Origin of the sequence: Caulobacter sp. (assembly GCF_035254145.1) — a bacterium.
GTDB lineage: Bacteria > Pseudomonadota > Alphaproteobacteria > Caulobacterales > Caulobacteraceae > Caulobacter.
Map to the genome: position 1 here is coordinate 1 of NZ_DATFAV010000216.1, position 24,302 is coordinate 24,302.

General features: G+C 68.7%; 27 protein-coding genes and 1 riboswitch. Of the genes, 8 read left to right on the top strand and 19 right to left on the bottom strand.

Annotation, left to right across the window (positions count from 1 at the left end; translation table 11 throughout):
* The 3 genes from VJ655_RS13405 to VJ655_RS13415 all read left to right on the top strand — a co-directional run.
* Positions 1-712: NAD(P)H-dependent glycerol-3-phosphate dehydrogenase (locus tag VJ655_RS13405; RefSeq protein ID WP_324111851.1), on the top strand; the 712-nt coding region annotated here is incomplete at its 5' end.
* A 16-nt stretch (positions 713-728) separates the two neighbouring features.
* Positions 729-1,010 (top strand): YciI family protein, encoded by a 282-nt coding sequence (locus VJ655_RS13410; RefSeq protein ID WP_324111853.1) that lies wholly within the window; start codon positions 729-731, stop codon positions 1,008-1,010.
* A gap of 4 nt (positions 1,011-1,014) precedes the next feature.
* Complete coding sequence (locus VJ655_RS13415; RefSeq protein ID WP_324111854.1) at positions 1,015-1,380, top strand: Rieske (2Fe-2S) protein; 366 nt, start codon at positions 1,015-1,017, stop codon at positions 1,378-1,380.
* A 13-nt stretch (positions 1,381-1,393) separates the two neighbouring features.
* Here the strand turns inward: VJ655_RS13415 and moaC are convergent, their stop codons facing one another.
* Genes moaC through moaA form a run of 5 tightly spaced genes read right to left on the bottom strand, consistent with a single transcriptional unit; the run spans position 1,394 to position 4,179 of the window.
* A complete protein-coding gene (moaC, locus tag VJ655_RS13420) occupies positions 1,394-1,870 on the bottom strand; it encodes a cyclic pyranopterin monophosphate synthase MoaC (protein WP_324111856.1) in 477 nt (158 codons plus the stop codon).
* A 13-nt stretch (positions 1,871-1,883) separates the two neighbouring features.
* On the bottom strand, positions 1,884-2,438 hold the full coding sequence (moaB, locus tag VJ655_RS13425) for a molybdenum cofactor biosynthesis protein B (protein WP_324111857.1): 555 nt from the start codon (positions 2,436-2,438) through the stop codon (positions 1,884-1,886).
* Between the two features lie 17 nt (positions 2,439-2,455).
* The gene (locus tag VJ655_RS13430; RefSeq protein ID WP_324111859.1) at positions 2,456-2,899 is read right to left on the bottom strand and encodes a molybdenum cofactor biosynthesis protein MoaE; all 444 of its coding nucleotides are present in this window, start codon (positions 2,897-2,899) and stop codon (positions 2,456-2,458) included.
* Positions 2,896-3,135, bottom strand: a complete 240-nt coding sequence (locus VJ655_RS13435) for a MoaD/ThiS family protein (protein ID WP_324111860.1) — start codon at positions 3,133-3,135, stop codon at positions 2,896-2,898. The genes VJ655_RS13430 and VJ655_RS13435 overlap by 4 nt, the downstream gene beginning before the upstream one ends.
* Positions 3,136-3,138: 3 nt before the next feature.
* Complete coding sequence (gene moaA, locus VJ655_RS13440) at positions 3,139-4,179, bottom strand: GTP 3',8-cyclase MoaA (protein WP_324111861.1); 1,041 nt, start codon at positions 4,177-4,179, stop codon at positions 3,139-3,141.
* A gap of 29 nt (positions 4,180-4,208) precedes the next feature.
* Here moaA and VJ655_RS13445 point away from each other — a divergent pair, with 29 nt between their 5' ends.
* Positions 4,209-4,832 (top strand): nucleotidyltransferase family protein, encoded by a 624-nt coding sequence (locus tag VJ655_RS13445; protein WP_324111863.1) that lies wholly within the window; start codon positions 4,209-4,211, stop codon positions 4,830-4,832.
* A 3-nt stretch (positions 4,833-4,835) separates the two neighbouring features.
* On the opposite strand, the gene VJ655_RS13450 is transcribed toward VJ655_RS13445, so the two are convergent.
* The 3 genes from VJ655_RS13450 to VJ655_RS13460 are packed head-to-tail and all read right to left on the bottom strand — an operon-like array spanning position 4,836 to position 7,768.
* Positions 4,836-5,057: a hypothetical protein gene (locus tag VJ655_RS13450; RefSeq protein ID WP_324111865.1), complete on the bottom strand. Its 222-nt coding sequence runs from the start codon at positions 5,055-5,057 to the stop codon at positions 4,836-4,838.
* Between the two features lie 12 nt (positions 5,058-5,069).
* Entirely contained in the window at positions 5,070-7,247 is a 2,178-nt protein-coding gene (locus tag VJ655_RS13455; protein WP_324111867.1) for a xanthine dehydrogenase family protein molybdopterin-binding subunit, read from the bottom strand.
* Entirely contained in the window at positions 7,244-7,768 is a 525-nt protein-coding gene (locus VJ655_RS13460) for a (2Fe-2S)-binding protein (RefSeq protein ID WP_324111869.1), read from the bottom strand. Before VJ655_RS13460 ends, VJ655_RS13455 begins: the two co-directional genes overlap by 4 nt.
* A gap of 153 nt (positions 7,769-7,921) precedes the next feature.
* Between VJ655_RS13460 and VJ655_RS13465 the strand changes: the two genes are divergently transcribed.
* Together VJ655_RS13465 and VJ655_RS13470 are read left to right on the top strand one after the other, a co-directional pair.
* Positions 7,922-8,233, top strand: coding sequence for an MliC family protein (locus VJ655_RS13465; RefSeq protein ID WP_324111871.1), 312 nt, complete (start codon positions 7,922-7,924; stop codon positions 8,231-8,233).
* A 19-nt stretch (positions 8,234-8,252) separates the two neighbouring features.
* Entirely contained in the window at positions 8,253-9,161 is a 909-nt protein-coding gene (locus VJ655_RS13470) for a precorrin-2 dehydrogenase/sirohydrochlorin ferrochelatase family protein (protein ID WP_324111873.1), read from the top strand.
* Here VJ655_RS13470 and VJ655_RS13475 read toward each other — a convergent pair.
* The 4 genes from VJ655_RS13475 to VJ655_RS13490 form a co-directional block, all read right to left on the bottom strand.
* On the bottom strand, positions 9,158-10,810 hold the full coding sequence (locus VJ655_RS13475; protein WP_324111875.1) for an MFS transporter: 1,653 nt from the start codon (positions 10,808-10,810) through the stop codon (positions 9,158-9,160). The two genes, VJ655_RS13470 and VJ655_RS13475, sit on opposite strands and share 4 nt — an antisense overlap.
* A gap of 69 nt (positions 10,811-10,879) precedes the next feature.
* The gene (locus VJ655_RS13480; RefSeq protein WP_324111876.1) at positions 10,880-13,606 is read right to left on the bottom strand and encodes a PAS domain S-box protein; all 2,727 of its coding nucleotides are present in this window, start codon (positions 13,604-13,606) and stop codon (positions 10,880-10,882) included.
* Positions 13,607-13,699: 93 nt separating this feature from the next.
* Positions 13,700-14,383 carry a Fe2+-dependent dioxygenase gene (locus tag VJ655_RS13485; RefSeq protein ID WP_324111878.1) on the bottom strand — a complete coding sequence of 228 codons (684 nt, stop codon included), beginning with the start codon at positions 14,381-14,383 and terminating at the stop codon, positions 13,700-13,702.
* Positions 14,384-14,531: 148 nt separating this feature from the next.
* Positions 14,532-16,856: a TonB-dependent receptor gene (locus VJ655_RS13490; RefSeq protein WP_324111880.1), complete on the bottom strand. Its 2,325-nt coding sequence runs from the start codon at positions 16,854-16,856 to the stop codon at positions 14,532-14,534.
* Between the two features lie 186 nt (positions 16,857-17,042).
* Positions 17,043-17,125: riboswitch (ZMP/ZTP riboswitch) on the top strand.
* A 25-nt stretch (positions 17,126-17,150) separates the two neighbouring features.
* Between VJ655_RS13490 and VJ655_RS13495 the strand changes: the two genes are divergently transcribed.
* Positions 17,151-17,783, top strand: coding sequence for a LysE family translocator (locus VJ655_RS13495; RefSeq protein WP_324111882.1), 633 nt, complete (start codon positions 17,151-17,153; stop codon positions 17,781-17,783).
* Between the two features lie 62 nt (positions 17,784-17,845).
* The gene (locus VJ655_RS13500; RefSeq protein ID WP_324111884.1) at positions 17,846-18,544 is read left to right on the top strand and encodes a ribonuclease T2; all 699 of its coding nucleotides are present in this window, start codon (positions 17,846-17,848) and stop codon (positions 18,542-18,544) included.
* Here VJ655_RS13500 and VJ655_RS13505 read toward each other — a convergent pair.
* The 7 genes from VJ655_RS13505 to VJ655_RS13535 all read right to left on the bottom strand — a co-directional run.
* On the bottom strand, positions 18,541-19,152 hold the full coding sequence (locus tag VJ655_RS13505) for a hypothetical protein (protein WP_324111886.1): 612 nt from the start codon (positions 19,150-19,152) through the stop codon (positions 18,541-18,543). The two genes, VJ655_RS13500 and VJ655_RS13505, sit on opposite strands and share 4 nt — an antisense overlap.
* Complete coding sequence (locus tag VJ655_RS13510; RefSeq protein WP_324111888.1) at positions 19,149-19,463, bottom strand: autorepressor SdpR family transcription factor; 315 nt, start codon at positions 19,461-19,463, stop codon at positions 19,149-19,151. The genes VJ655_RS13505 and VJ655_RS13510 overlap by 4 nt, the downstream gene beginning before the upstream one ends.
* A 146-nt stretch (positions 19,464-19,609) precedes the next feature.
* The gene (gene pnp, locus VJ655_RS13515) at positions 19,610-21,748 is read right to left on the bottom strand and encodes a polyribonucleotide nucleotidyltransferase (protein WP_324111890.1); all 2,139 of its coding nucleotides are present in this window, start codon (positions 21,746-21,748) and stop codon (positions 19,610-19,612) included.
* A gap of 248 nt (positions 21,749-21,996) precedes the next feature.
* On the bottom strand, positions 21,997-22,266 hold the full coding sequence (gene rpsO, locus VJ655_RS13520) for a 30S ribosomal protein S15 (RefSeq protein ID WP_099581985.1): 270 nt from the start codon (positions 22,264-22,266) through the stop codon (positions 21,997-21,999).
* 14 nt (positions 22,267-22,280) lie between these two features.
* Positions 22,281-23,213 carry a tRNA pseudouridine(55) synthase TruB gene (truB, locus tag VJ655_RS13525; protein WP_324111892.1) on the bottom strand — a complete coding sequence of 311 codons (933 nt, stop codon included), beginning with the start codon at positions 23,211-23,213 and terminating at the stop codon, positions 22,281-22,283.
* Position 23,214: 1 nt separating this feature from the next.
* Positions 23,215-23,664: a 30S ribosome-binding factor RbfA gene (rbfA, locus tag VJ655_RS13530; RefSeq protein WP_324111894.1), complete on the bottom strand. Its 450-nt coding sequence runs from the start codon at positions 23,662-23,664 to the stop codon at positions 23,215-23,217.
* 71 nt (positions 23,665-23,735) lie between these two features.
* The coding region (locus tag VJ655_RS13535; protein ID WP_324111896.1) for a dienelactone hydrolase family protein at positions 23,736-24,302 on the bottom strand (567 nt) is incomplete at its 5' end.

Here is a 24,302-nt window from a genome sequence, read left to right on the forward strand (position 1 = left end):
GCAGCCGAACGTGCCGGTGGTGCTCTGCGCCAAGGGTGTCGAACAGGGCTCGCTGAAGCTGATGACCGAGGTCGCGGCCGAGACGATCCCTGGCGCGCCGATCGCGGTGCTGTCGGGCCCCAGCTTCGCCGGCGAGGTCGCCCGGGGTCTGCCGACCGCCGTCACCCTGGCCTGCGACAACGAGGCCTTGGCCCGAAGCATCGCCCACGCCATCGCCACCCCGACCTTCCGCCCCTATGTGGCCGGCGACATGATCGGGGCCGAGGCCGGCGGGGCGGTCAAGAACGTCCTGGCCATCGCCTGCGGCGTGGTCGAGGGCAAGGGCCTGGGCCGCAGCGCCCACGCCTCGGTCATCACCCGCGGCTTCGCCGAGCTGACCCGCTTCGCCGTGGCCTTGGGCGCCCGCGCCGAGACCCTGAATGGCCTGTGCGGCCTGGGCGACCTGGTGCTGACTTGCTCAAGCCCGCAATCGCGCAACATGAGCGTCGGCCTGGCGCTCGGTCAGGGCCTGACCCTGGAACAGGCGCTGGCCGGCAAGCTGTCGGTCGCCGAGGGGGTCGCCTCGGCCCCCGCCGTCCGCGCTCTGGCCCGCCAGCTGGGTGTCGAGACGCCGATCTGCGAGGCCGTCGCCGCCATCCTCGACGGCGAGCTGGCGGTGGACGCCGCCATCGCCGCCCTGCTGGCTCGCCCGCTGAAATCCGAAGGCTTCTAGAACAAGGATCGCCCGCATGGCCCTCTTCGCCATCCTCTGCAAGGACAAGCCCGGCGCGCTGGACACCCGTCTGGCCACCCGGCCCGTCCATCTTGACTACCTGAACCAGTCCAAGGGCCTGAAGCTGGCCGGCGCCCTGCTGGGCGACGACGGCAATCCGATCGGCTCGCTGCTGATCGTCGAGGCCGAGGACCTGGCCGCCGCCCAGGCCCAGGCCGATAACGATCCCTTCACCGCCGCCGGCGTCTTCGAAAGCGTCGAGGTCCGGCCCTGGCGCGTGGCGATCGGCTCGCTCTAGCCGCTTGCGCGCCGATCCCGACAATCCCGCCCGGCCCGCCGCCGGAACCCCGCTCTGCGCGCTGGACGAGATCCCCTCGCCCGGCTCGAAGGGCTTCCGGTTCCGCGAGGGCGAGGCCCTGTTCGCCGGCTTCGTGGTTCGTCGGGGCGAGACCCTGGCGGGCTATGTCGACAGCTGCCCGCACGCCGGCTGGCCGCTGGCGGGGTTCGCCGGCCGCTATCTGACGCGCGAGAACGACCTGATCCTGTGCGCGGGGCATGGCGCGCTGTTCAAGATCGAGGGTGGCGAATGCGTCGCCGGCCCCTGCCCCGGCCAGACGCTGACGCCCTGGCCGGTGGCCGTGCGCGACGGCCAGGTGGTGGTCGCCTGACCGGCCGGAAGCGCTAGCCTTCCGCCGCCGACCAGTCGCCCGACTTGCCGCCGGTCTTTTCCAGCAGGCGCACGGCCTCGATGACCATGCCCTTCTCGGCGGCCTTGAGCATGTCGTAGATCGTCAGGCAGGCCACGGAAGCCGCCGTCAGCGCTTCCATCTCCACGCCGGTCGGTCCCGTGGTCTTGACCCGGGCGGTGACCGAAAGGCCGCCGTCGGCCGGTTCGACCGACACCTCGACCTTGGACAGGACCAACGGGTGGCACAGCGGGATCAGGTCCGAGGTCCTCTTGGCGGCCATCACCCCGGCCAGTTCGGCCACGGCGCGAACGTCGCCCTTGCGGCCCGAGCCCGACACCGCCAGGGCCAGGGTTTCAGCGCTCATCCGCACGAAGCCGCCGGCGACCGCCTCGCGCGCCGTGGACGGCTTGTCCGAGACGTCGACCATGCGGGCCCTGCCCTCGCTGTCGATGTGGGTGAGCTTGCTCACGATGCCAGCTGCCTCATTGTTCAAGGAACCGGGGCATCAGCTCGACCATGTTGCAAGGCTTGTGGCGACTGTCGAGCTGGGCGCTGATGATCTTGTCCCAGCCGTCCTTCACCGCCCCGTTGCTGCCCGGCAGGCAGAAGACGATGACGCCGTCGATCAGGCCGGCCGTGGCCCGCGACTGCAGGGTCGAGAGTCCCACCGAGGCGTAGGACACCAGGTGGAAGACCACCGAGAAGCCGTCGATCTTCTTGTCGAACAGGGGCTCCAGCGCCTCGACCGTCACGTCGCGGCCGGTCAGGCCGGTGCCGCCAGTGGAGACGATGACGTCGACGGTCTGGCTGTCGATCCAGGCCCGGACCTGCCGGCGGATCGCCTCGACGTCGTCGCGGATCACGGCTCGGCCGGCGAACGCGTGGCCCGCGGCCTCGACACGATCGATCAGGATCTGGCCGGAGGTGTCGCTCGCCTCGTCCCGGGTGTCGGAGACGGTCAGGATGGCCACCCGCACCGGCTTGAACGGCAGGTCCGGCTTGATACCGCCGCCTGGCTTCAGCCCCGATTCCGACATTCCATGTCTCTCCAGCTTCAGTCCCAGCGTCGCGCGTCGGTCCTATCGCGGTCCGTCGGTTCGATCCAGCGCGCGCCGTCGGGGCCATGCTCCTTCTTCCAGAAGGGAGCCCGGCTCTTCAGATAGTCCATCAGGAAATCGCAGGCCTCGAACGCCGCGCGGCGATGGGCGGCGGCGGCGGCCACGAAGACGATCGCCTCGCCTGGCGCGATGCGGCCGACGCGATGGACCACCTGAGCGTCCTGCAGACCAAAGCGGGTCATGGCGGCGGCCATGATCTCGCCGATCGCCGTGTCGGTGAAGCCGGGATAGGCTTCGAGCTCCAGAGCGACCGCCGCGCCCTTCTCGGCGCGCGCCAGGCCGACGAAGGTAGCGATCGCGCCGGTCTCCTCGCGGCCCGCGCAAAAGGCGGTGACCAGCGCGCCCGGCTCGAACGGCTGGTCGGTCAGGGTGATGGTCATCCGCCGCTCATCGGCGGCAGGAAGGCGACCTCGGCGCCGGTGGTCAGGGCCGCCTCACCACGAACCAGGACCTTGTCGACGGCGACCTGCACGCCCGGACCGGCGAGCGCCGCGCCCAGGTCCGGATCGGCCGCCGACAGGACCGCGCGCAGGGTCGAGAGGTCGCCCGCCTCGATCCGGCGATCGCGCCAGCCAGCCTGGTCGGCCAGGCGTCCGAACAGCAGCACGCGAGCCATCCTTCAGCCCCCCGTCGTCGACATGTGGCGCGTCACCGCCGGCCGCGCGGCGGCGATCTGGAAATCGTGACCCTTGGGCTTGCCGCCGATGGCCGCCAGGATCGCCCGCTCCAGGTCGGCGTCGCTCGCCCCGGCGCGGATCACCGCCCGCAGGTCGCTGGCGTCCTCGCGGCCCAGGCAGGTGTGCAGCGTACCGGTGCAGGTCAGGCGCACGCGGTTGCAGGCCTCGCAGAAATTGTGGCTGAGCGGAGTGATGAAGCCGAGCCTCCCGCCCGTCTCGGCGACCCGGACGTAGCGCGCCGGACCGCCCGTGGCGTGGTGGTCGTCCTCCAGCGTCCAGAACGAGGAAAGATCGCGCCGCACGTCCTTCAGCGACAGGAATTGGTCGGTGCGATCCTGCTCGACCTCGCCCAGGGGCATGGTCTCGATCAGGGTGATCTCGCAGCCCCGGCCGTGAGCCCAGCGGATCAGCTCGGGCAGTTCGGCGGCGTTGTCGGCCTTCAGGGCGACAGCGTTGAGCTTGACCGCGATGCCGGCGGCCTGGACGGCGTCGATCCCGGCGATCACCCGCGCCAGGTCCCCGCCGCGCGTCAGGCTTCTGAACAGGCCGGGCTTGAGGGTGTCGAGCGAGACGTTGATCCGGCGCACGCCGTGGCGGGCCAGGTCGTCGGCGTAGCGCTCCAGCTGGGCGCCGTTGGTGGTCAGGGTCAGCTCGTCCAAGGCGCCGGACCGCAGGTGGCGCGACAGGCGCTCGACCAGGGTCATGAAGCCCTTGCGCACCAGGGGCTCGCCGCCCGTCAGCCGCAGCTTGCGCACGCCCATCGTCACGAAGGCCGAGGCCAGGTGGTCCAGCTCCTCCAGGCTCAGCACGTCGGCCTTCGGCAGGAAGGTCATGTGCTCGGACATGCAATAGACACAGCGCAGGTCGCAGCGATCGGTGACCGACACCCGCAAATAGGTGACGGCGCGCCCGAAACCGTCGATCAAGACCGGGCGGGACGCGGTGGAGACCGCTTGCGCGGCGCTGTCGTCATAAGGCGTCATGTCTGACCGCAAGATAGGCGCTGGAGCCCATGACGCAAAGGAATACGCAAGCGCTGGAGGCTGTGGTGCTGGCGGCGGGTCGCGGCGCCCGGTTCGGCGGCGACAAGCTCCTGGCCACGCTGGACGGCGCCCCCCTGGTGACCGGGGCGCTCAACACGGCCTTCGCCGCGCCGGTCCGGCGCGTGTTCGTCGCCGTGGGCGAGGACGAGCCGCTGCGCGCGGCGGTCCGGGCCGGCGCCGCGCGCCTGGGCGCGACCGAGCGCCTGATCCTGGTTCCGGTGGCCGATGCGGCCGAAGGCATGGGCGCCTCGCTGCGCGCGGCCGCCGCGGCCCTGCCGCAAGACACGGCCGGGGTCTTTGTCTTCCTGGGCGACATGCCGGCCATCGCCGCCACGACGCCGGCGCTGCTGGCCGCGTCCCTAGCCCGTCCGGACCAGATCGTGGTCCCGGTGCTGGCGGGGCGGCGCGGTCATCCGGTCCTGTTCGGCGCCGACTGGCTGGCGGACCTGCGGGCCCTGGGCGGGGACGAAGGCGCCCGGGCCCTGCTGAAGCGGGCTGGCCCGCGCCTCGTCGAGATCTCCGTCGAGGATCGCGGCGTTCACTTGGACATCGATCGGCCCGAAGACCTGGCTCGGGCCGCCGAAAGGCCCTGACGCCTACTGCGCGGGCGCCTCGGGGGCGGCCAGGATCTCCCGGATCCTGGCGATCAGGGCGATGGCCCCCTCGGTGTCGCCGCGCTCCTCCAGCGCCGCCAGTCTGGGCACCAGGATCGCCAGGACGCGGCGATGATCCTCGTGGACCAGAGCCAGGGCCTGGCGGAATTCGGCGAGATCCTCGTCCTCGACGCGGTCGTCCTCGGGTCCGGTCAGTTCCGTCATCGGCGGCGTCGTTCAGGCGCCGCGGACGAAGGGCAGGCGGCTCGTGGCGCGCCTCTCAAGCGAAAACAGGGCGTTGGCGACCGCCGGGGCGATCACTGGCGTGCCGGGCTCGCCCACGCCGCTGGGCGGCGCGCCGGACGGAACGATGTAGGTCTCCACCATGGGAGCCTCGTTGATCCGCAGCACGCGATAGCCGTCGAAGTTGGTCTGGTCGACCTTGCCGTCGGTCAGGGTCACCTCGCCGAACAGGGCGGCGGACAGGCCATAGCACGTCCCGCCCTCCATCTGGGCGGCGATCTGGTCGGGCGAGACGGCGACGCCGCAGTCTATGGCCGTGACCACCCGGCCGACGCGAGGGGTCCCGTTCTCCAGCCGGACCTCGGCGATCTGGGCGACGACCGAGCCGAAGCTCTCGTGCACCGCGACGCCGCGCGTCCAGCCCGCCGTGACGGCCGGTCCGGCCTTCTCGACCGCCAGGTTCAGCGCCACCAGATGCCGGTCGGCGCCGGCCTTGCGATAGAGCGCGCGGCGGTACTCAACGGGATCCTTGCCGGCCTTCGCCGCCAACTGGTCGATGGTGTGCTCCATGGCGAAGGCCGTATGGGTCGCCCCCACCGAGCGCCACCACAGCACCGGCACGCCGACCTCGGGCAGGGCCACCTGGGCGTCGACGATCGGCGTGGCCTTGAGATACGGCGAACCGGCCGTGCCCTCGATCGCCGTCTGGTCGGGGCCCTTGCCCATCGGCATGGGCGACCCCTTCATGATCGACTGGGTGACGATCCGGTGGCGCCAAGCGGCCGGATAGCCGTCCTTGTCCAACCGCACCTTGACCGCGTGGACCACAATTGGCCGGAAGTAGCCGGCCTGCATATCGTCCTCCCGCGTCCAGACCAGCTTCACCGGCCGGCCCTTGCCGATCGTCTTGGCGATATGGACGCTCTCGGCGACAAAGTCTGACTGGAAGTTGGCGCGCCGGCCGAACGAGCCGCCCGCGAACAGGGTCTCGATTTCGACCGATCCGGGCAGGCAGCCGACGATCTTGGCGGCGTTCAGCTGGTCCAGGGTCTGGCCCTGGGAGCCGGTCCACAGCTTGACCTTATTCCCGTCGACGCTGGCCACGCAGTTCATCGGCTCCATGGTCGCGTGGGCCAGATAAGGGAACTCGTAGGTCGCCTCGAAGACCCGCTCGCCCCGGGCGGCGTCCAGGGAGGCGTAGTCGCCGCGCTGGTCGAACGGCTGCCATTTGGCCGAGCCGTCCTTGCCGCTGGCGACGTCCTTAAACAGCTGGGAGATCGCCGCCGAGCCGCGCTTCTCGGCCTTGTCCTCGTTCCACGTGATCTTCAGCGCCTCGCGGCCCATGCGGGCGGCGTAGGTGCTCTGGGCCACGACGGCGACGCCGGTGGGGATCTCGAAGACGTCGACCACGCCCGGGACCTTGCGAGCCTCGGCGGCGTCGACGTTCTTCACCTTGGCGCCGAACAGCGGGGCGTGGGCGACCACCGCCGTCAGCATGTCCGGCAGGCGGACGTCCTGGGTGTAGCGGGCCGCGCCATCGCTCTTGGCCTGGGCGTCCTTGCGGCGCACCCGGTCGGTGCCGATCAGGGAGAAGGTCTTGGGGTCCTTGAGCTTGACGTCGCTCGGCGGCGGGACCTTGGCCGCGTCGGCCAACAGCTCGCCGAAGCCCGCTGTCTTGCCAGACGCGTGGCTCAGGACGCTGTCCCTGACCGTGATCTCACCGACCGCGACGTTCCACCTGTTGGCGGCGGCCTGGACGAACATGGCCCGCGCGCCCGCCCCGGCCTTGCGCAGCTGCTCCCACGAGTTGGAGATCGCCGACGAGCCGCCCGTCAGCTGCGCGCCCAGCGCGCCGTTGGCGTAGAGCTTGGCGTTGGCCGGCGCCTGTTCGACCTGGACCTTGCTCCAGTCGGCGTCCAGTTCCTCGGCGACGATGGCCGCCAGGCCCGCATGGCTACCCTGGCCGAACTCAATGTGCTTGGAGATCACGGTGACCACGCCGTCGGGCGCGATCTTGATGAACGGCCCGAAGGCCCCGACCTCGACCTTGGAGCCGGCGCTCATCAGGTCGGCGGGCGAGCAGCCGACCAGCAGGGCGCCGCCGGCCAGGGCGGCGGTCACCACCACGTCGCGGCGGCTGGGCGCGTCCTGCGGCTTGAACGGGGCGTTCATCGCACACCTCCCGGACCGGTCGCGCCCGAGGCGGCGACCAGGGCCGCGTCGATGTCCGCGTGCGGCTGGCCCGCCGGCGGAACGGCCGCGTCCTTGATCGCGGCGCGGATGCGCTGATAGGCGCCGCAACGGCAGATGTTTCCGGCCATGGCGTTGTCAATGTCCTCGTCGGAGGGCTTGGCGTTCTGGGCGAGCAGCGCGGCCGCCGACATGATCTGGCCGGATTGGCAGTAGCCGCATTGCGGCACGTCGTGGCGCACCCAGGCCTGCTGCACCGGATGCTGGCCGCCCAGGCCCTCGATGGTGGTGATCTTGGCCGCTCCGACCGCCGCGATCGGCGTGACGCACGAGCGAATCGGCTGGCCGTCCAGATGGACCGTGCAGGCTCCGCATTGGGCTATGCCGCAGCCGAACTTCGTGCCGGTCAGGCCCAGTTCGTCGCGCAGCACCCACAGCAGCGGCGTCTCTGGCGCGGCCTGCGCCGTCACGGCCTTGCCATTGATGTCGAGAGTCACGGCCATGCGTCTTCTCCTCCGGCCTAAGAAGGACGCGCGGCGTCCGCATCGAAAGCTAACACTGTTCACGTTGGAGTTGACTAGAGGATTCTGCGGCCCCTCGCGGTTCGGCCAGTAAACCCGCTATGCTTGGCCGCGCCGACTCCGGAGGTCACCGACATGCGCCGCGCCCTTGCTCCCCTCGCTCTGCTGGTCCTGACGGCGGCTGGCTGCTCCACCCTCGCCCCGGACGCCACCGACTCGCCCATTCGCTACCGCTGCCAGGCGGGCAGGACGTTCACCGCGACCTACGCCCTGCATGGCAAGCGGGTGGAGGTGACCGCCGGCGGCGTCACCCGCGTTCTCAAGCTGGCGCGCTCGGGCTCGGGCGCGCGCTACACCGCCCGGGGAGCCGAGATCTGGAGCAAGGGGCCCGACGCCATGCTCAAGGGCTTTCCCGGCGGCCCCTACCAGGACTGCCGTTCGCAATAGCTTTCTTAAGGACCAGACTTTGGATTCGTTTCCCGCCTATTTCCCCCTGGCCGGACGCAAGGTCGTGATCGCCGGCTCCGGCGAGGCCGCCGAGGCCAAGGCCCGACTGTTCGAGGGTTCTCCCGCCACGATCGTCCGGCTCGAGGGGCATGAGGCCTATCTGCCGGGCTCGTACGGCGGCGCCATCCTGGCGTTCGTGGCCAGTTCCGACGAGGCCTTCGTCCGGGCTGCGGTCGGCGCCGCGCGCGCCGCGCGGGCGCTGGTCAATGTCGTCGACCGGCCAGAGCTGTGCGACTTCAACACGCCTGCGGTGATCGACCGCGGCCAGGTGGTGGCGGCCGTGGGCACCGGCGGCTCGGCCCCGGTCCTGGCGACCTTGCTGCGCAACGACATCGAGACCCAGGTGCCCGAGGGCATGGGCCGGGTCGCCGCCCTGCTGGCCCGCTTCCAGGATGAGGTCCGCAAGACCCTGCCGGTGCTGCATGAGCGGCGGGCCTTCCTGCGCGAGGCCGTGCAGGGCGAAGCCGCCGCGGCCGCCCGCGACGGCGACATGGACCGGGCCGAGGCGCTGTTTCGCGAAGCCTTGGCCAGGGGTTCGGCTCAAGTCGGCGCGGTGCGGTTCATCGCCGGCCAGGGCCCTGTCGACCTACTGAGTCTGCGCGCGGCGCGAGCGCTCGGCGCGGCCGACGCGCTGGTCGCCGACGATGACGCCGATCCCCAGGTCGTGACCCTGGCCCGCCGCGATGTCGAGCGCATGACGCCGACCCAGGCGAGCACCGAACACCTTGTCCGGCTGGCGCGCGAGGGCCGCCGAATCGTCCGGCTGATCACGCGCCCCGTTGACGCAGAACTGATCCGGGCCCTGGCCGAGGCGGATGTCGCGGTCGAGATCCTGCCCGTCGCCAGAGACGACGAGAGTTCGTCCTAGTCGAGCGGCCGGCCCCGCGTCTCGGGCAGCAAGAAGGCCGTGGTCAGCACGCTGATCAGGGTGAAGACCACCGGGTACCAGAGGCCCGCATAGATGTCCCCGACCGCGGTGACGATGGCGAAGGCGAAGAATGGCACGAAGCCGCCGACCCAACCGGTGCCGATGTGATAGGGCAGTGACAGGGCCGTATAGCGCACCCGGGTCGGGAAGAGCTCGACAAGGCACGCGGCTAGCGGACCGAACAGGGCCGTGGCGGCGATCACGAACACCAGGAGGACCGCCAGCATCAGCGGCCGGTTCATCCGCGCGGGGTCGGCCTTGGCCGGATAGCCCGCCTGGGCCAGGGCCGCCTTGATGCGGGCCTCGACGGCGGTCTTGACGGCCTTGGCCTGCGCTTTCGGCAGGCCCTTGGCGCTCCGCGAGGCCACCTCGACCCCGCCGACCTTGACCGTCGTCGCCGCGCCGGCCGGCGCCTTTTCATTGACGTAGGAGACGCCGGCGTTGGCCAAAGCACCCTTGACGATGTCGCAGGCGCTGACGAAGGCGGCCTTGCCAACGGGGTCGAACTGCAGCGAGCAGTCCTTGGGATCGGCGGTCACCACCACCGGGGCCCGGGCGCTGGCTTCAGCCAGGGCCGGATTGGCGGCCTTTTCCAGCAGGTGGAAGCCGGGGAAATAGAACAGCAGCGCCAGGGTCATGCCGCCCAGCATCACCGGCTTGCGGCCCACCTTGTCCGACAGCCAGCCGAAGACGACGTAGAAGATGGCGCTGACCGCCGTGGCGGTCATCATCAGGCCGTTGATGTCGACCGCGTCGACCTTCAGGAACTTCTCCATGAAGGTCTGGACGTAGAAGAAGGTCGTGTACCAGACCGCGCCCTGGGCCGACATCATGGCGAAAAAGGCCAGCAGGACCAGTTTCAGGTTCTTCCACTGGCCGAAGGCCTCGGCATAGGGCGCCTGGGACGCCTCGCCCTCGGCCTGCATGGCCGCGAAGGCCGGGCTCTCGGTTAGCTTCATCCGCATCCAGACCGACACGCCCAGCAGGCCGATCGAGACGGCGAACGGGATGCGCCAGCCCCAGGCGTCGAAGGCCTCGGGGCCGACCTGCGCGCCCAGGATCCAGCGCGTGGCCAGGATCACCAGCAGGGCGCCGAAGAGGCCGAACGCGGCCGAGGTTTGCACCCACGAGGTCGACCAGCCCCGCTGGTCGTCCGGCGAGTGCTCGGCCACATAGATCGCCGCCCCGCCATACTCGCCGCCGAGGGCGAAGCCCTGCACGCAGCGCATCAGGACAAGCAGGATAGGCGAGACGATCCCCGCCTGCTGGTAGGTCGGCAGGAAGGCGATGGCGAAGGTCGCCCCGCCCATCAGCAGCACCGTGGCCAGGAACGCGCCCTTGCGGCCGGCCTGGTCGCCGATCTTGCCGAACACCAGCGCGCCCAGCGGACGGAACGCGAAGCCGACGCCGAACAGGGCTAGAGCCGCGATATAGCCGGCCGTCTCGTTCAGCCCCGCGAAGAAGGTCTTGGAGATGACCTGGGCCAGGCTGCCGAAGATGAAGAAGTCGTACCATTCGAACGCCGTGCCGGCCGATGACGCCGCCACCACCGTGCGCATCGAGGCGCGCTCCCCACTCTCGCCAGCCATGTTTTCTCCCCGGTCTTGGCCTTGCTTAGCCTGCTTCCGGGGCGAGGGGAAAGGTCTGGCGGAACAAGGTTAGGCGAGCGCCTCCTCGGCGTCGCGATCGGCGGACGATCGACCCTGAGACAGGTGGACGATCTCGGCCACCAGGGCGGCGGGCGCGATCGGTTTGGCGGCCACCCCGTCCATGCCCGCGGCGCGATAGGCCGCCCGCTGGTGGGCCATGACGTTGGCGGTCAACGCAATGATCGGAGCCCGTCCAGCCTCGCCGGGCAGGGCGCGGATGCGGCGCGCGGCTTCCAGACCGTCCATGCCCGGCATCTGCACGTCCATCAGGATCAGGTCGAAGGCTTCGTCCCGCGCCGCCGCCACGCCCGAAGCGCCGTCGTCGGCGACGCTGACCGCGGCCCCCAGCTGCTCCAGGATTCGGCGGGCGACCAGCTGGTTGGTCGGATTGTCCTCGACCACCAGGATGCGCAGGCCGGCCAGCAGATTCTCGGGGGCCTCGGCCGTCGCCGCCGGCGCCCTGGTCGCGGGCGCGGCGATGGTCAGGGTGAAGGTCGAGCCCTGGCCAGGCGCCGACTGGAAGGTGATGTCGCCGCCCAACATCCGGGCCAACTTGCGGCTGATCGCCAGGCCCAGGCCCGAGCCGCCGAACCGGCGCGTCGTGCTGGCGTCGGCCTGCTGGAAGCGCTCGAACAGGCGCTCTTGCGCTTCAAACGGCACGCCGACGCCGGTGTCGACCACGTCGAACACCAAGCGCTCGCCCCCCGCGATCTTGCGCGCCCGCACCGTGACCGAGCCCTTGAGCGTGAACTTCACCGCGTTGCCGATCAGGTTGAACAGCGCCTGGCGCAGGCGGGTGGCGTCGGTCTCGACCCAGCCCAGGTCGCCGGCGATGTCCAGTTCCAGCCGCAGACCCTTGTGCGTGGCCTGGCCAGCCAGCAGCCGCGCCACGCCCCGAACCACATCGGCGGGATCGACCGGCTCCCGGTTCAGCTCCAGGCGCCCAGCCTCGATGCGCGAGATGTCGATCACGTCGTCCAGCAGGGTCGAAAGCATCTGGCCCGCGGCAAGGGCCTCGCCCAGCAGGTTCGCGCTGTCGCCGGCGGGCAGCTCGCGCTTGAGCACGTGCATGACCCCCAACACCCCGTTCATCGGCGTGCGGATCTCATGACTCATATTGGCCAGGAACTGGGCCTTGGCCTCGCTGGCCGCCTGGGCCGCGCGTTCGGCCGCCATCAAGGCCAATTCGGCCTTCTTGCGCGCGTCGATGTCGAGGACCAGGCCGAACGCCTTGCGCGGGCGACCACTCGCGTCGCGGCGCGCGTCGTGGAACACCCGCACCCAACGCGGCTCGCCATAGATCGACATCAGGCGGACGTCGTATTCGTGCGCGCCCCGCCCCCCCGCTCGTCCCCATTCGGCCGCCGCGGCGTAAAGCTGCTCGCGATCATCAGGGTGGATCATCGGCCAGACGGCCTCGCGCACATCCTCGTAACCTATGCGCCGACCCATCATCCGGTGGAACTCGGGCGAGCCCCAGAAGCTCTGGCTTTCGTGGTCGATCTCGTAGACGCCCGCCCGCGCCGCGCCCAGGGCGACCTTCAACCGCCGCGCGTTGATCCGGGCCTCCCGCCGCGCCGCCGCCAGGGCGGTGACGTCGTCCATGTAGGTGATGACGCCGACGATCTGCCCGGCCACGTCCCGCCAGGGGTGGGCCTCCCAGCGCAGGCAATGCTCACCGCCCTCGGCGTCCTGCAGGCGGTCCTCGCGGCGGACGACGGTCTCTCCCGACAGCGCGCGGGCGACCGCGGCGACGAAGCGGCGGCGACCACCGTGCGTCAGTTCCTGCAGGGTCCTGCCGATGACCCTGGCCTCGGTTTCCTTGAAGATCTCGAGGAACTTGGGGCTGACCAGGCGCAGGCGCATGTCGAGGTCGTAGACGCCGACCGCGAACGGGGCCTCCTCGATCAGCCGGCGGGCCCGGCGCTCGCTCCAGATCGCCTTGTCGCGGCTGCGCGCTACATCGGTGATGTTCTGGGAGATGCCCTTCAGCGCGTAGAGGCCGCAAGGCCGGGGTTCGGGCCGGTAGGTGCCACGGAAGGTGTGCCAGCGACCATCGTCTCCGCGCAGACGATATTCCATCGTCCCGCCCTCACCGTTCTCGACGGCGCGACGGAAGGCCTCGCCCACCTTCGTCCGCTGGTCGACGTGAAGGCGATCCAGGAACTGAGGGGCGGTGGCGATGTCCGAGGGCGAAAGACCCAACAGGGCCAGAGCATCCGGCGACCAGTCGATCCGCCTGCTCTCGGGCTCATAACTCCAGATGCCGATGCCCGCGGCCTCGGCCAACATCTCGTGGGTGCGGCGGGCGGCCTCCAACTCGGCCCGCGCCTCGACCTCGGTCGAGATGTCGTGCATCAGCCCGATCATCTCGCCGTTCGGCCCCAGGCGATAGCGTCCCTGAAGCCAGACCCAGCGGCCATCCTCGCACAGGACGCGCACCTCGTTGACCGCCGTGCCGGTCTCGCACAGGCGGTGGCGGGTTTCGATCAGGCCGGCCTGGCTTTCGGGATGGGTGAACTTGATGGTCGGCTGGCCAACAAGCTCGTCGGCCGACCAGCCCGTGAGCGTGGTCCAGGCCCTGTTGACGGTGACGAAGCGACCCTCGGCCGAGACCACCGCGAACAGGTCGCTGGCGTTGTCGAAGAACCAGCGCGCGGCCTCGGCCTCGCCAAAGGGCGAGGGCCCGCATGCGGCCGCTTGGCCGTCCGCCCCGTTGATCGACGTCTCAGACATTCAGTCTCCGCCAAGTTGGGCGGATCGTGGGGCGCAACCGTAAACTTTAGGTTCGCGGTAGCGCCGTTCCGCGAACATCGTGCCGATATTTCGTCAGACCTCCGCCCATTGGCGCAGCAGGTTGTGATAGACGCCCGTCAGGGACAGGATTCCCTGCTCGTCGGGCTCGACCTTGCGCGACAGGCGCTGGATGGCGACATCCATGTCCAGCAGCAGCGAGCGCTTGACGTCGTCGCGCACCAGGCTCTGGATCCAGAAGAAGCTGGCCGTGCGCGCGCCCCGAGTGACCGGCGTGACATGGTGCAGGCTGGTGCTGGGATAGAGGATCGCGTCCCCCGCCCCCAGCTTGACGACATGGTCGCCATAGAGGTCATTCACCACCAGCTCGCCGCCGTCATAGTCCTCCGGCTCGGCCAGGAAGAGGGTGCAGGAGAGGTCGGTACGCAGGCGCTGGCCCGTGACCGGATCGCGGCGGATCGAATTGTCGACATGGTCCTTGAAGCCCATCCCCTCGCCGTAGCGGTTGAACATCGGCGACAGGATGGTCTGGGGCAGGGCCGCCGAGACGAACAGGGGGTTGGCCTCCAAGGCCGCGACGATGATCGCCCCGACCTGGCGCGCCTCGGCGCTCTCCTGCGGCAGCTGCTCGTTGTTCTTGGCCCGCGCGGCCTGGAAGCCGGAGGTCACGTTGCCGTCGACCCAGGGACCCGCGTCGAGGATCGCACGGCATTCGGCCACCTGCGCCTTGGTCAGCACCTCGGGAATCTGCAGCATCATGAGAGACATCCTATTTGCGAACCATTCCTATCTGGATGGGCCGACCCTTCCCTTGATCCGGATCAGATCATCGCCCGGATCGAAAGGAAAAACGCCCCGGCCGACAACAGCCGGACGGGGCGTCGACGTGAAGCGCCGTAAGGGGAGGTCAGTACTTCACGTTGAGGGTCAGCATCGCCTGGCGGCCCGGCGCCGGGTCGGCGTGGTGCACGCCGTTGGTGCGGGCGATGTAGCGCTCGTCCGTCAGGTTCTGGATGTTCAGCTGCAGGTCGGCCGTCTTGTTGATCGCCCATGAGGCGAAGGCGTCGTAGCGCCAGTAGGACGGGGCGTAGATGCGGTTGGTCCCGCCGCCGGCGCCGCCCTGGTTGCCGCCGAAGCTCTTGGAGACGTAGTAGGCCCCGCCGCCCAGAGAGATGGCCCGCGTCACCTTGTAGGTCGTGAAGGTGCTGAAGGTGTGCTTGGGCGTGTTGGCCAGCGGATCACCCTGGTTGACGTTGGTGTAGGCTCCCCGGACCAGTTCGCTGTCCATGTAGGTGTAACCGCCGAACACCTGCCACTTGGGCGTGACATTGCCCGAGAAGCCCAGCTCGAAGCCCTTGACCTCGACCTCGCCGACCTGGGCGTAGGTGTTGGCGTCGATCTGGATCTGGGCGTTCTTGCGCGTGGTCTTGAACACGGCGGCCGACAGGGCCAGCGTATCGTGGAAGACGTTGGCCTTGGCGCCGGCCTCGAAGCTCTCGCTATCTTCCGGCTCCAGCTGGACCGTGACGAGATTGCCCGTGCCGGTGCTGGTGTTGCCGTTCTGATCACCGCTCGAGATGCCGGGCGGGGTCGAGGAGGTGCCGTAGGAGACGTAGACGCTGGAGCTCTCGGTCGGCTTGTAGACCAGGCCGGCCTGGTAGTTGGTGAAGTCCCACGAGCCGTGACGCGGCGTATAGGTCACCGAGGTGACGACGCCATTGGCGTTGGTCGAGCTGACGTCGTAGCCCGAGCTGTCATAGCTGTCGTGGCGCAGGCCCAGGTTCAGCAGCCACCTGTCGCCAAACTTGATGGTGTCGAAGCCGTAGATCGCCGCGGTCTTGGCTAGGTTGCGCGAGGCCGGACCGCGATTGATCGTGCCCGTCCAGGGGTCGTTGGCGTTCGGGTGGTAGACGAGCGTGCAGTCGCCGCCGCCCACGCTGGCCAGGGTGGCCGCCGAGATCACGAAGCCCGTCGGGCAGGCCGAGGTCCCCTTGCCATAGGGCAGGTAGCTGGCGTTGCGGTTTTCCTCGCGGCTCAGTTCGATCCCGATGTCGAAGCTGTGCTCCAGCCCCCCGAAGGTCTTCTTGCCGTGCAGGTCGGTGACCGCGGCGATGGTCTCGGTGGGATTCCAGCGGCTCTTGGTCCCGCGCTTCATCCACCATTGGCCCTGAATGAACTGAGCCGCGCCGCCGTCGCCCGGATTGGTCACCAGGTAGTCGTTCAGCGTCTTGGAATAGCGCACCACCTGGCGGACGTTCAGGTCGTCATTGATCTTGTGGTCAATGGCGAAGGTGGCGATGTCGGCCTTGGTCGTCTGCCAGTCCCGGCTCTTGATCCCGTAGAAGCTACGGCGATCGACGTCGAGGATGCCAGAGGCGGTGCGCGCCTGGGCCGTCTTGGTCATCAGCGGGATGCCGTAGTCGGGCGTCTGGTCACTGTCGAGGTGATAGTAGCTGGCGGTGATCTGACTGTCGCCGTTCAGGCCGATGGCCAGCGAGGGCGCGACGCCCCACTTGCTGAAGTCCACCGCCTTGCGGCCGGGCGTGTTGCCCTGCGAGCCCATGACGTTGATGCGCAGGGCCACGCTGTCGTTGATCGCGTAGTTGGCGTCGGCGGTGGCCCGGACGTATTCGTCGGTTCCCACGGCGACCGAGCCCCGCGCGAAACTCTCGGCCTTGGGCGTCTTGGACGACAGGTTGATGCTGCCGCCGCCGGAGCCCCGGCCGCTGTAGGCGCTGTCGGGGCCCTTCACGACCTCGACCTGCTCAAGGTTGAACACCTCGCGCACCTGGCCGCCACTGTCGCGCACGCCATCGACGAAGACGTTGTTGCCGCTGGCCTGGCCCCGGATGAACGGACGGTCGGCCAGGGGCTGGCCGCCCTCGCCCGCGCCGAAGGTGATGCCCGGCGAGGTGCGCAGGATGTCCTGCAGCGAGGTCGCCGCCGTCTGCTCGATGATCCTGGACGGGATGACCGTCACCGACTTGGGCGTGTCGACCAGCGGGGCGGTAAACTTGCTCGACGACGGGTCGGCGACACGCTTGGCGTCGATCTTGACCCCCGAGACCTCGTTTGCGTCGGCGGATGGCGCGGCGGCGATCGCCGCGGCGGCGTCCCTATCGGCCGCCACGGCGGCCTGGGCGAGACCAAGGCCGGCGAGGCCGGCGACGGCGGCGGCGCCCAAGGCGCGTCGAGGCCGGCTCACGATGCCGGAGAAGGTCGGATTACGCATGTTGCCCTTGTCCCCAGAGGGCGTCGTCGGGAACGCCCTTCTTGAAATTGCGAGGCGTTCTTAGCGTTCTTGCAAAACAGTCGCAATGATAATCGTTCGCAATTTCACAGGACGTGTCGAAAAGCGACGCTTGTCGCGGCTCTCGATCACGGCGTTCCCTTGATCGTGCGAGCCATGCTATGGCCTGCCCGTTCGCGCGACTGGCGTTCGGAGGGAAGCGACCCTCGGGAAGCGCGAGCCTTGCAGAGCCGTTCGCCTGGGCGCCCCCGAAACCTCTATCGCGGAGCCACGCCCATGCCCGACGCCAAGACCTGGATCGCCTTCGTCCTCATCTGCCTGGGGATGGCCCTGACCCCCGGACCAAACATGCTCTATCTGGTCAGCCGTTCGATCTGCCAGGGACGCTGGGCCGGGATCGTGTCGCTGATCGGCACCGCGGCGGGTTTTGTCGTCTATCTGCTCTGCGCGGCGCTGGGCATCACCGCGCTCTTGATGGCCGCGCCCATCGCCTACGACGTCCTGCGCTTTGGCGGGGCGCTCTATCTGGCCTGGCTGGCCTGGCAGGCGATCCGACCGGGCGGCGCGGCGCCGTTCCAGGTGCGCGAGCTGCCCAAGGACAGCCCGGCCAAGCTGATCAGCATGGGCTTCCTGACTAACCTGCTAAACCCCAAGGCGGCGATGCTCTATCTGTCGCTGCTGCCGCAGTTCATCAAGCCAGAGCACGGCGGGGTCTTCACCCAGTCGCTGGCGCTGGGCCTATCGCAGATCGCCGTCAGCCTGACCGTCAACGGCGCGATCTGCTTCGCCGCCGGCATGATCGCGACCTTCCTGGCCACGCGCCCCAGCTTCGTCCTGATCCAGCGCTGGCTGATGGCCACGGTGCTGGGGGGCCTCGCCGTGCGTATGGCCACCGAGGCCCGGCGCTGACGGGTCTTGCCTAAAGGGAGAGGCGGTGCGAGGCGTGTCGCGCCGCGTTTCCCGGAGCTTGCATGAAGACCGCCCTCGTCACCGCCGCCCTGCTGGCCTTCGCCGGCGGCGCCCAGGCCTCGAGCCTGAAGTCCTGCGCGGTCCCGCCCCAGGTCTCGCCGGCGCCGGCCGAGGTTCCCCCGCCGAACGAGATCCACACCGACGTCCCGACCGCCGCCTATCTGCTGGCGCTGTTCTGGTCGCCCGAGGCGTGCCGGGCCGGCATTCCGGAATCGGACAAGACCATCCAGTGCCAGGCCAACAGCTTCGGCTTCACCGTGCACGGCCTGTGGCCGAACGGACCCGACAAGGTCCACCCGCGCTACTGCCAGCCCAGCCCGCCGATAAGCCCGGCCACGGTGAAGGCCAATCTGTGCATGACCCCCTCGCCCTGGCTGCTGCAGCACGAATGGCAGGCGCACGGGACCTGCCAGTGGGACACGCCGGAAGCCTATTTCAAGAAGGCCCGCAAGATCCGCGAGCGCCTGAACGTTCCGGACCTCGATCCGGGCGCCGACGGCGTGATGACCGCCGGCGAAATCCGCAAGTCCTTCCTCGACCGCAACCGCAAGCTGGCCGCCGAGGACCTGAACGTCCGCGTCAAGGACGGCCGCCTGACCGAGGTCTGGGTCTGCATGGACCTGAAGTTCAAGTGGGCCGCCTGCCGGGGCGGTAACGGCGCGCCGGATATGGCGGTCGTGCGGGTGACGCCGAAGGGCTAGGCGCCCAGCGTGGCGGTCGCCTTCCGCTGGGCTTGGATCGCGGTCAGCACCAGGAAGAACGTCGCGCCCAGCGCAGCCAGCACCCCTTGCATCGGCAGGGCGATGGCGCAGGCTGCCAGGGACAGGCCAGTCAGGACCAGGATGACTGCGGTGCGGCGCGAGATCCGCGACCAGCTACCCGTCGGATCCTCGGCCGGCAGCGCCAGTTTGGCGAAGAAGTTGCCGCGCACGGCCATGCCCAGGCCCATGAAGGCGGTGAGTAGGCGCGTGACGAACTCCCGATCCGGCGCGGCGTCGCCCAGATAGGTTACGGTCATCCAGACCTGGATCGCCGCCAGCAGCCCGAAGTGGGTGACTAGGGTCAGGCCCACGAACCCGGCCTCGTAGCGCCCCGGCTTGCGCCCGGCCTGGGCATGGACCGAGAAGGACAGCAGGCCGGCCAGCACGAACGGCATGGCCAGCAGGATCACCGGCCGCATCGGCTTGGGACCAGCGAAGATCGCCGCGACGTCGCCTGCCTCGCGCCACCGCCAGCCTAGGGCGCCGACGGCCGCGACCAGCGAGGCCAGGGTGATCAGGGCCAGCACGAAGCGGACGTGATGGCTCATCGCCCGCCCTCCCCGCTGGGCGTGGCCTTGGGCGGCGCCTTAGCCCCAGCTAGGCTGAAGCCGAAGGTCTCGGCGAAGGCTAGCAAGGCGTCCTCCAGCACCGAGAGCCGCAAGCTGTAGGTGATGGTCACCCCGCGCTTGTCGGCGGCGATTAGCCCGGCCTCGCGCAGCACCGAAAAGTGCGCCGACAGGGTGGCCTTGGAGCTGGAGAAGTGATCTGCCAACTCTCCGGCCGTCATCGACCGCTCCCGCAGTAGTTGCAGCACACGACGCCGCGTCGGATCGGCAAGGGCTTTGAAGATCTCGCTCATATTTTGTATTTAGCTAAATAACGAAATATGAGTCAAGATCGCGCCCAAACAGTCGTGATGGAAACCACCACGACCCCAAACGCAAAACGGGCGGCCCCTTTCGGAGCCGCCCGCCTGAATTCGATCCGGATGTCCGGTGAAGGGGCTTACGCCTCCTCGGCCGGAACTTCCTTCTTCGAGAGGTCTTCGCCGGTCTCTTGATCGACGACCTTCATCGACAGCTTGGTCTTGCCGCGATCGTCGAAGCCCAAGAGCTTCACCTTGACGATCTGGCCTTCCTTCAGCACGTCCGACGGCTTGGCGACGCGTTCGTTGCTGATCTGGCTGACGTGGACGAGACCGTCCTTGGCGCCGAAGAAGTTCACGAAGGCGCCGAAGTCGACGACCTTCACGACCTTGCCGTCGTAGATCTTGCCAACTTCCGCTTCGTCCGTGATCGACTTGATCCAGTCGATCGCGGCCTTGATCTTGGCGCCGTCCGAGGCCGAGACCTTCACGGTGCCTTCGTCGTTGATGTCGACCTTGGCGCCGGTGGTGGCGACGATCTCGCGGATCACCTTGCCGCCCGAACCGATCACTTCGCGGATCTTGTCGGTCGGAATGGTGATGGTCTCGATCTTCGGAGCGAAGTCGCCGACGTCTTCACGCGGCGCGTCCATGGCCTTGTTCATTTCGCCGAGGATGTGAGCGCGGCCCTCTTTCGCTTGCGCGAGAGCTTGCTCCATGATCGCGGGCGTGATGCCGGCGATCTTGATGTCCATCTGCAGCGAGGTCAGGCCTTCGCTGGTGCCAGCGACCTTGAAGTCCATGTCGCCCAGGTGATCTTCGTCACCCAGGATGTCCGACAGAACCGCGAAGCCGTCCTTTTCCAGGATCAGGCCCATGGCGATGCCCGAGACCGGACGGATCAGCGGCACGCCGGCGTCCATCATGGCCAGCGACGAACCGCAGACCGTGGCCATCGAGGACGAACCGTTCGACTCGGTGATCTCCGAGACCAGACGGATCGTGTAGGGGAAGTCTTCCTTGCTCGGCAGCATCGGGCGCAGGGCGCGCCAAGCCAGCTTGCCGTGGCCGATTTCGCGGCGGCCCGGGCTGCCCATGCGGCCAGTTTCACCGACGCTGTAGGGCGGGAAGTTGTAGTGCAGCAGGAAGGATTCCTTGTAGGTGCCTTCCAGGGCGTCGATGAACTGCTCGTCGTCGCCGGTGCCCAGGGTGGCGACCACGATCGCCTGGGTTTCGCCGCGGGTGAACAGAGCCGAACCGTGGGTGCGCGGCAGGATGCCGACTTCGCCCAGGATCGGACGCACGGTGCGGACGTCACGGCCGTCGATGCGCAGGCCGGTGTCCAGGATGCCGCGACGCACGACGTCGGCTTCCAGTTCCTTGAAGATGGCGGCCAGCTTCAGCGGGTCGTAGCCGGCCGGATTGGTGTCCGACTTGCCCAGCGCCTCGATGGCCTTCTTCTTGGCGTTACCGATCGCCTCGTAACGGTCCTGCTTCTTGGTGATCTTGTAGCCGGCGGCGATATCGGCGCCGACGATGGCCTTCATCTCGGCCTTGATCGCGTCGGTGTCTTCCGGCTCGAACGCGAAGGGCTCCTTGGCGGCGTGCTCGGCCAGGTCGATGATCGCGTCGATCACGGCCTGCATCTGCTGGTGGGCGAAGTTGACGCCGCCCAGCACGATCTCTTCCGAGAGCTCCTTGATTTCCGATTCAACCATCATCACGGCGTCGGCGGTGCCGGCCACGACGAGGTCCATCTTGCTTTCCTTCAGCTCGTCGAGCGTCGGGTTCAGCACGTAGGCGCCGTCGACCCAGCCCACGCGGGCGGCGCCGATCGGACCCATGAACGGGGCGCCCGACAGGGTCAGGGCGGCCGAGGCGGCGACCATGCCCAGGATGTCGGGATCGTTCTCGAGGTCGTGCTGCAGCACGGTGACGACGACCTGGACTTCGTTCTTGAAGCCCTTGACGAACAGCGGGCGGATCGGACGGTCGATCAGGCGGGAGACCAGGGTCTCCTTTTCCGACGGACGGCCTTCACGCTTGAAGAAGCCGCCGGGGATCTTGCCGGCCGCGAAGGTCTTTTCCTGATAGTTGACCGTCAGGGGGAAGAAGTCCTGGCCCGGCTTCTGGCTCTTGGCGAACACGGCGGTGGCCAGGACGACGGTTTCGCCCATGGTGGCCAGGACGGCGCCGTCGGCTTGACGGGCGATGCGACCGGTTTCGAGGACCAGCGTCTTGCCGCCCCACTCGATCGTCTTGCGCTTGATATCGAACATTTTTCTTCTTTCGGTTCCCGCGGGCGGATTCCCGTCGGGGCGGACAGGGGCGGACGACTAAGGACAGCCGGCCCGATGATCCTCATCCAGTGTGACAGGCGGGTTTGAGGACGTGAACCCTCGGACAGTCGGACGACCCGGTTGGAGCGGGCCATCCTCGGGAAACCTGGCGTCCGGCCTGTCTCGGACGCGGGGCTCCAAATACGCGATCCGCCGCCCTGCTGCTGCTGGGCGGCGGACCTTGTGCCTTAGCGACGCAGACCCAGCTTTTCGATCAGGGCCTGATAGCGACCGGCGTCGGACTTCTTCAGGTGGTCGAGGAGCCGGCGACGCTGGGAAACCAGCTTCAGCAGGCCACGACGGCTGTGGTTGTCCTTCTTGTGCGTCTTGAAGTGCTCGGTCAGGTTCGAGATGCGTTCCGAGAGGATCGCGACCTGGACTTCAGCGCTGCCGGTGTCGCCAGTGGTGCGGGCGTGTTCGGCGATGAGCGCGGCCTTGCGCTCGATGGTGATCGACATCGGGTTGTCTCCGCTCAGGTGAGTTGGAAGACCCGCACCGGATTGAGCTTCCCGGCGCGCATCTCGCACAGGGCCACCAACCTGTCGCCGGACATGGCGGAAACGGTGCGATCGCCGGGCGGAAGCTCGGCTTTCAACGTTTCCACCTGACGCGGAAGCAGGACGATGGCGCGTCCCTGTGCAAGCCGGAAGGCGTCTTCGTCGGTCACGGCCAACGCCGGGATGTCGTCCAGCGCGGTCTCGACCGGAAGCAATGCCTCCGACAGCCGGGCCTCATAGCTCAAATTCTCGAGAGTTTCCAGCGATATCGCCTCGCTCTCCGAGAAGCCCCCGACTCGGGTGCGGCGCAGATCGGCGACGTGACCGCAGGTTCCCAGCGCCTTGGCCAGATCGCGGACCACGGCGCGGACGTAGGTCCCCTTGCCGCATTCCATCGCGAGCGTGACGTGATCGGCGTCCGGCTGCTCCACGACCTTGAGGTCGAAGATCGAAACCTTGCGGGTCGGCAGCTCGAACTCCACCCCATCGCGGGCCAGATCGTAGGCGCGCTCGCCGTCGACCTTGATGGCCGAGAAGTTCGGCGGGACCTGATCGATCTCGCCGACGAAGGCGGGCAGCGCCGCCTCGACCTGCTCGCGGGTCGGGCGCGCGTCGGACGTCCCGGTCGTCTCGCCCTCGCGGTCCAGGGTCGTGGTGTCTCGCCCCCAGGCGATGGTGAAGCGATAGGCCTTGTCGGCGTCCATCAGGAACGGGACGGTCTTGGTCGCCTCGCCCAGGGCGATCGGCAGGATCCCGGTGGCCAGAGGATCCAGCGTGCCGGCATGGCCGCCCTTCTGGGCGTTGAACGCCCGGCGCACGCGGCTGACCGCCATGGTCGAGGTCAGGTCGTAGGGCTTGTCCAGGCAGATCCAGCCCGAGACGGCCTCACCCTTCTTGCGGCGAGCCATCTCAGTCTTCGTCTTCTTCGCCGAGGACGTCGGACAGGCGGCGCGTGTCCTGCTGGACCTTGGGGTCCAGGAACAGCTTGTCCATGTAGGCGGCGGTCCCGAAGCTCTCGTCGTGGATGAACTTCAGGTCCGGCGTGAACTTCATGTCGATCGAGCGACCCAGCCGGCCCCGCAAGAACTTCGAGACCCGGTTCAGGCCCTTGATGACCTCGGTGGTGTCCTCGCCCGTCAGGCCCGCGCCGAGCGGCTCGACGAAGCAGATCGCGTGCTTGAGGTCGGGGCTCATCCGCACTTCGGAGACGGTGACGGAGATGTTCTGCAACGCCTCGTCGGCCAATTCCTCCTCGCGGAGGATCTCAACCAAGGCGTGGCGGATCAGTTCGCCGGCCCGGAGCTGGCGTTGCGAGGGGCCGGTCGCGGCGCCCTTCTTGTTGTCTGAATGGCGCTTCATGGCGCGGAGTCCTTGCGGCCCGGCCGGCGGATCGAACGCCGGTGCGCGGGGAAAATCGGAAGGCGGGGTGTCTAGGCCTCCCGGCCCTGAATGTCCAGCGCCCCCACCCGTTCCTGGAAGAACGCCACCACCCGGTCCCGCGCCTTCATCGTCCCACAGTCGGGGACCGAGCGATGCAGGTGCAGGGTCAGCACCGAGTGCGGCGCCATCGGCACGCCGGGCGCGGCGTCGGCGTCCTCCAGCTCGATCACCTCGACCCTGTCGCCGAACTCGGCCTTCAGGCGGGCGATACGGGCGTCGGGCACCAGCTTGTCCGACCGGAAGCGCAGGGCGATCAGCGACAGGTCCTCGTCCTTGAACCGCCGCTTGGCGCAGGCCAACTCGTCGGCCGAGCAGTCGAGACCACCCCGGTCGCGGAACGGCAGAGAAGGCTGCGACATCACCGGCGCCACCACGGCCGGCTCGGTCATCATCGCCAGGGCGAAGCCGCCGGTGAAGCACATGCCGACGGCCCCCACGCCCTTGCCGCCGCACTCGGCGTGCACCTCTCGCGCGAGCGACCTCAGCCAGTCGACGATCGGGCTGGAGCGGCCGTCCTTCCAGACGCTGAACTCGCGGCGAACGCACATGTTCTTGAG

Excerpts from the sequence above, each read along its gene's own strand:
- VJ655_RS13410 (WP_324111853.1), top strand. The coding sequence starts at position 729 with ATGGCCCTCTTCGCCATCCTCTGCAAGGACAAGCCCGGCGCGCTGGAC.
- moaB (WP_324111857.1), bottom strand. The coding sequence starts at position 2,438 with ATGTCGGAATCGGGGCTGAAGCCAGGCGGCGGTATCAAGCCGGACCTG.
- VJ655_RS13430 (WP_324111859.1), bottom strand. The coding sequence starts at position 2,899 with ATGACCATCACCCTGACCGACCAGCCGTTCGAGCCGGGCGCGCTGGTC.
- VJ655_RS13435 (WP_324111860.1), bottom strand. The coding sequence starts at position 3,135 with ATGGCTCGCGTGCTGCTGTTCGGACGCCTGGCCGACCAGGCTGGCTGG.
- moaA (WP_324111861.1), bottom strand. The coding sequence starts at position 4,179 with ATGACGCCTTATGACGACAGCGCCGCGCAAGCGGTCTCCACCGCGTCC.
- VJ655_RS13445 (WP_324111863.1), top strand. The coding sequence starts at position 4,209 with ATGACGCAAAGGAATACGCAAGCGCTGGAGGCTGTGGTGCTGGCGGCG.
- VJ655_RS13450 (WP_324111865.1), bottom strand. The coding sequence starts at position 5,057 with ATGACGGAACTGACCGGACCCGAGGACGACCGCGTCGAGGACGAGGAT.
- VJ655_RS13455 (WP_324111867.1), bottom strand. The coding sequence starts at position 7,247 with ATGAACGCCCCGTTCAAGCCGCAGGACGCGCCCAGCCGCCGCGACGTG.
- VJ655_RS13460 (WP_324111869.1), bottom strand. The coding sequence starts at position 7,768 with ATGGCCGTGACTCTCGACATCAATGGCAAGGCCGTGACGGCGCAGGCC.
- VJ655_RS13465 (WP_324111871.1), top strand. The coding sequence starts at position 7,922 with ATGCGCCGCGCCCTTGCTCCCCTCGCTCTGCTGGTCCTGACGGCGGCT.
- VJ655_RS13475 (WP_324111875.1), bottom strand. The coding sequence starts at position 10,810 with ATGGCTGGCGAGAGTGGGGAGCGCGCCTCGATGCGCACGGTGGTGGCG.
- VJ655_RS13480 (WP_324111876.1), bottom strand. The coding sequence starts at position 13,606 with ATGTCTGAGACGTCGATCAACGGGGCGGACGGCCAAGCGGCCGCATGC.
- VJ655_RS13485 (WP_324111878.1), bottom strand. The coding sequence starts at position 14,383 with ATGATGCTGCAGATTCCCGAGGTGCTGACCAAGGCGCAGGTGGCCGAA.
- VJ655_RS13490 (WP_324111880.1), bottom strand. The coding sequence starts at position 16,856 with ATGCGTAATCCGACCTTCTCCGGCATCGTGAGCCGGCCTCGACGCGCC.
- VJ655_RS13495 (WP_324111882.1), top strand. The coding sequence starts at position 17,151 with ATGCCCGACGCCAAGACCTGGATCGCCTTCGTCCTCATCTGCCTGGGG.
- VJ655_RS13500 (WP_324111884.1), top strand. The coding sequence starts at position 17,846 with ATGAAGACCGCCCTCGTCACCGCCGCCCTGCTGGCCTTCGCCGGCGGC.
- VJ655_RS13505 (WP_324111886.1), bottom strand. The coding sequence starts at position 19,152 with ATGAGCCATCACGTCCGCTTCGTGCTGGCCCTGATCACCCTGGCCTCG.
- VJ655_RS13510 (WP_324111888.1), bottom strand. The coding sequence starts at position 19,463 with ATGAGCGAGATCTTCAAAGCCCTTGCCGATCCGACGCGGCGTCGTGTG.
- pnp (WP_324111890.1), bottom strand. The coding sequence starts at position 21,748 with ATGTTCGATATCAAGCGCAAGACGATCGAGTGGGGCGGCAAGACGCTG.
- rpsO (WP_099581985.1), bottom strand. The coding sequence starts at position 22,266 with ATGTCGATCACCATCGAGCGCAAGGCCGCGCTCATCGCCGAACACGCC.
- truB (WP_324111892.1), bottom strand. The coding sequence starts at position 23,213 with ATGGCTCGCCGCAAGAAGGGTGAGGCCGTCTCGGGCTGGATCTGCCTG.
- rbfA (WP_324111894.1), bottom strand. The coding sequence starts at position 23,664 with ATGAAGCGCCATTCAGACAACAAGAAGGGCGCCGCGACCGGCCCCTCG.